This is a genomic window from Ensifer adhaerens (genome assembly GCF_001270265.1).
In the GTDB taxonomy this organism is placed as follows: Bacteria; Pseudomonadota; Alphaproteobacteria; order Rhizobiales; family Rhizobiaceae; genus Ensifer; species Ensifer adhaerens_B.
Genome location: NZ_LGAP01000069.1, coordinates 1 through 3,913, shown reverse-complemented (window position 1 = coordinate 3,913; position 3,913 = coordinate 1). Strand labels below are relative to the sequence as shown.

Here is a 3,913-nt window from a genome sequence, read left to right as displayed (position 1 = left end):
CTCGGACATCGGCGGCACGCTGTCGGGCCTGTCGAAGGTGCTGCGCATGATCCTGCAGTCGGCGATCCTCGGGCTTGGCGCCTATCTGGCGATCCGCGGACAATTGTCGGCCGGCGCGATCATCGCCGCGTCGATCGTCACCGCAAGGGCGCTGGCGCCGGTCGACATGGCGATCGCGCAATGGAAGGGCGTGGTGGCGGCAAGGCGCAGCTATCATCGGCTGAACGAGACGCTCGGCGTGCTCGACGAGCGCTCCGGCAGCCTCGACCTGCCGGCGCCGACGACAAGCCTCTCGCTCGACAAGGTGACGACGGTGGCGCCGTCGACCGGGGCGGTGCTGTTGAGCGAAGTCAGCCTGGAGCTGAAGGCCGGCCAGGCGCTGGGTCTGATCGGGCCATCGGGCGGCGGCAAGACGACGCTGGCGCGCGCCATGCTCGGCATCTGGCCGGTGCTGCGCGGGGCGGTGCGCATCGACGGCGCCGATCTCAACCAATGGCCCGAGACGCTGTTCAACCAGCATGTCGGCTATCTGCCGCAGGACGTGGCGCTGATGGACGGCACGGTGTCGGACAACATCTCGCGCTTTGCCGAGGCGCCGAATGCGCGCGAGATTATCCGGGCGGCCAAGGCCGCCGGCATCCATGAGATGATCGTGCACCTGCCGAACGGCTACCAGACCGAACTTGGTCCTCATGGAACCGCACTGTCCGCAGGCCAGCGGCAACGCATTGCCCTGGCTCGTGCGCTCTACGGGGATCCTTTTCTTGTGGTGCTCGACGAACCGAACTCCAACCTCGATGCGGAAGGGGAAGAGGCGCTATGTCAGGCCATCCTCAAGGTGCGCGAGCGCGGCGGCATCGTCGTCATCGTCGCCCACCGCCCGAGCGCACTGCAGACGGTCGACATGATCGGCCTGGTGCAGGCCGGCCGGCTGGTCGCCTTCGGACCGAAGGAGGAGATCCTGCCGTCGCAGAAGCTGCGGCCGCTGGTGGTGGAGAAGAACCGCAGGGTGGATGCCGCCGGCAGGGCGGATGCCGCCGGCAGGACGGATGCCGGCATGGGCCAGGGCATGGCTCAGGCCATGGGCCAGCCGCAACGGGTGCCGGCGGAGTAGCCGGCAGGCCAGGGCCGAGCATAGCGGCGATTGAAGCCGCCCTTGGGCGGCAGACACGAACAGACGCGAGCGAGCGACACGAGGCCAGGGCGCAGCAAGGGGTTCCGCACAGGAGCCGGCACCGGCCGAGGAGGATGTCATGGACGACAAGCTCATCCTGAAGCGACCCGACAGCCAGCAGGCGGTCGCGCCGATGAACCGTTACGAGATCGCCGACAGGCCGGAGCGCAAGCGCGGCCGGCTGCTGCTGTCGGCGCTGTTTCTCGGTGGCCTCGGCTCGGTGTTTGCCAGCCGCGACGAGGCCGACGGCAATGCGCCGGCGCATCAGCCGGGGCTGGGCGATGGTGGGGCGATGGCGCCGGTGGACGAGCCGCAGACCGGGCCGGATCTCGCCGGCGCGCTCGATGTCATCGAGGATGTCGCCGACTATTTCCGCGAGCTGATGGCCGACTTCGCGCTGACGACCGGCACGGTTCCAACGGTTATGGGGCGGCTGCGCGCCTCGGTGCGGCTGTCCTTCGACGACGGCCGCCCCGATACCGGCTTTGTCGACAACCGGCCGTTCCAGCAGTCGACCCGCTCGGCCAACGACAACGGCCTGGAGACCTTCAGCTTCCCGCGGCTGTCGTCCTTCGGCAGCCTGCCGTCGACCGGCGGCCGCAATGATGATGATGATGACGACGGCAATGGCAACGGCGGGAATAACGGCGGCAACAACGGCGGCAACAACGGTGGTGGCAATAACGGCGGCGGCAACAATGGCGGCGACGATGACGACGACGACGACGATGACGGCGGCAGCCGCTCGAACCGGCTGCCGGTGGTCACCGGCCGCAACATTCTTGCCAACGGCTTCATGAACCTGTCGGCGATCATCCTGCTCGATGATCTCCTGGCCAACACCCTCGATGCCGACGGCGACCGGCTGACGATCGCCAATCTGACCGTCTCTTCCGGTTCGGTGCGCGCCTATGCCGACGGCATCTGGCTCTATACGCCGGCGCGCGGCGAGATCGGCGAGGTTACGTTCAGCTACACCGTCTCCGACGGCAGCGGCAGCGTTGCCAATGGTGCGCTGCTTTCGCTGCTCGACTGGCCGGCCCATGAGATCAAGGGCACCGAAGGACCGGACGTGCTGATCGGCACGCCGCGTCCCGATATCATCGCCGCCCTTGGTGGCGACGACATCGTCTATGGTCGCGAAGACGACGACCTGATCCTCGGCGGCAGCGGCAACGACACGCTCTTGGGCGGCGACGGCAACGACACCCTGCATGGCGAAGACGGCCATGACCGGCTGTTCGGCGGCAACGGCGACGACATCCTGTTTGGCGGCGCCGGCGACGATCGGCTCCATGGCGAGGCCGGCGACGACACACTCTCGGGCGGCAGCGGCGACGACCGGCTGTTCGGCGAGGACGGCAAGGATCGTCTCGAGGGCGATGCCGGCGACGATCTCGTCGATGGCGGCAGCGAGGACGATACGCTTGCCGGCGGCAGCGGCGACGACACGGTGCTGGCCAGTGCCGGCAACGACGTCATCGTCACCGGCGCGACCAGCGACGAGGCCCGCCAGCCACCGGCATCGCCGGCCGCCGCCCCCCATACTGACGACGGCGACGATAGCTATAGCGGCGGCAGCGGCTTCGACACGCTCGATGCCAGCGCCAGCACCAAGACCATCGCCGTCGACCTCGAACAGGGCACCGCCACCGGCGAAGAGATCGGATCGGATACGCTCGACAGCATCGAGGCGGTGATCGGCGGCACCGGTGACGACCAGCTTGCGGGCGATGCCGCCTGCAACACCCTCGTCGGCAATGACGGCAACGATGTCATCGACGGCCGTAGCGGCAACGACACGCTGGCCGGCGGCCAGGGCGACGACACCGTCTCCGGCGGTAACGGCAATGACACCGTCATCGTTCAGGCCGCCAACGCATACGATAACGACAGCGACAGTGATGATGATGACGGAGACGACATCTACTGCGGTGGCGACGGCATCGACACGCTCGATATGTCGACTCTCATACAGACGGTGCTTGCCGATATCGAGGCAGGCATCGCCGAAGGCGAGGAGATCGGCGAAGATCGCATCGAAGGTTTCGAAGTCATCCTCGGGGGGCGTGGTGACGACAGGATTTTCGGCGGGCGCGGCGACGATCTGCTGGCCGGAGGCTGGGGCGATGACCGGCTACGCGGCCGCGACGGCGACGACATTCTCGTCGGGGGAGCCGGGGACGATGAGCTGGAGGGCGATGACGGGAACGACACGTTCCTGGTCATCGTCGTCCCCGGCTCCGATGATGGCGACGACCTGATCGACGGCAATGAGGCGGTCGACACCTACGACGCCTCGGCGGCGACACAGGCGGTGGTGATCGACCTTGACGGCGGCACGGCTGAGGGCGCCGAGATCGGTTCGGACCTGTTGACCGCGATCGAAGGCGCTGTCGGCGGCAAGGGCGACGATGTGCTGGTGGCCGACACTGCCGTCAACTTCCTCGCCGGTGGTGACGGCGCCGATGTCTTCGTCTTCCGCTCGGTGGCGTCGCTGGCCAATGACGGCAGCGGCCGCGACGAGATCCGCGACTTCCAGGTCGGCGACCGCATCGACCTGTCGAAGATCGCCGAAGCCATCGGCGGCCTGGTCTTTGCCCAGTTCGCCGCCGACGGCCAGACACCGCCGGTGCACCAGATCACCTTCTATCACGAGGCCTTCGGCGACGGCGAACGCACCGTCGTGCGCGCCGTCGTCAACCTCGAACGCGACGAGGATCTCGAATTCCTGATCGC

The 3,913-nt window shown here is 67.7% G+C and carries 2 protein-coding genes; both read left to right on the top strand.

The annotated features are described in order from the left end of the window. The coding region (locus AC244_RS34655) for a type I secretion system permease/ATPase (protein ID WP_152976245.1) at nucleotides 1-1,114 on the top strand (1,114 nt) is incomplete at its 5' end. A 139-nt stretch (nucleotides 1,115-1,253) separates the two neighbouring features. Next, on the top strand, nucleotides 1,254-3,913 hold a 2,660-nt coding region (locus tag AC244_RS34650), incomplete at its 3' end, for a calcium-binding protein (protein ID WP_053253348.1).